This is a genomic window from Halorubrum sp. SD612 (genome assembly GCF_002135005.1).
The window spans coordinates 1-1,132 of the sequence record NZ_NEWI01000214.1 but is presented as its reverse complement, the minus strand read 5'-3'; the positions used below and the strand labels follow the sequence as shown (position 1 = coordinate 1,132).

The following is a 1,132-nucleotide window of genomic DNA, read 5'->3' as shown; positions in this document are numbered from 1 at the left end:
CTGTGATGTGTTTGTGTCGTTGTTTTTAGATGACGCGGCGCCCACCGCGGTTTAGACTACCCTCTTCGTCGGCAGGGTCAGATGGGTTTAAGGGACAGGTGGGGGACGCTCGGCCGCGACGGGTTCGTCGCCGAGGCCGACTGGCCGACCGCGAGCGTCGACCGCGACACCGTCGAGCGCCGCCGCCGGCTGGTCGCGAACACCCGCGAGGACGTGCGCGACATCGTCGACGTCGCGGGGATCGACGACCCCGAGCGGATCGACGTCGTCGTCGCGCCCGACTGGAAGTACGACGCGCTGTCGATCGCGATCGACAGCGACGCCGACAACCTGATCTCCGAGCTGATGGCCGAGAGCCACATCCGCGAGCAGGGGGACGCCGCCGCCTCGTTCGGCCAGGACCTCCAGGCCAACCGGGAAGCGCTCCGGGAGACGCTCGGCGGCGACGCCGAGTACGACGCCTTACGCGCCGCCGCGTGGCTGATCGAGCGCGAGTTCGACGCCCCGGTCCGCGTCGAGCGCGCCGAGGGCGCCGACGAGAGCGTGGTCCGGAAGGCCGAGCCGGGGCGCCCGGCGATCGACATCGTCGAGTAGCGACCCGACACTCCTTTTAAATCCGAGTCGACGGCCCGGAAGCGATTTGTCGACGGCAACACCCGATCGGGTATGGACGACCCGTACGCCCCCGCACGGGACGCGCTCGCGGGCGAGGGGATCGGCGGCGATCCCGCCCTGCTCGCCGCGCGCCTCGACGACGACGACCCGCTCTCCGGGTTCGCGGACCGCTACCGCGTGCCGGACGACCTCCTGTATATGGACGGGAACTCGCTCGGGCCAGCGAGCGACGCCGCCCTCGCGAGCCTCGACCGCGTGGTCGACGAGTGGCGCGACCGGCTGATCGCGGGCTGGACCGACGCCGACCCGCCGTGGTTCGAGGTCGGGGAGCGGCTGGGCGACGCGCTCGCGCCGCTCGTGGGCGCCGAGCCCGAGGAGGTCGTCGTCGGCAACTCGATCACGGTGAACATCCACACGCTGATCGGCACCTTCCTCGACGAGCTGCTCGCCGGGAACGGCCCGGATCGCGAGGGGGTCGCGGCCGCGGACGGGGACTGGGCCCCTGGGGGCGATTCCG

General features: G+C 71.6%; 2 pseudogenes. Both read left to right on the top strand.

The features are described 5' to 3' along the window. A pseudogene (locus B9G38_RS18640) lies at positions 1-594 on the top strand (leucine--tRNA ligase); the annotation flags it as partial. 72 nt (positions 595-666) lie between these two features. Beyond that, positions 667-1,132, top strand: a pseudogene (locus tag B9G38_RS15265) (kynureninase); the annotation flags it as partial.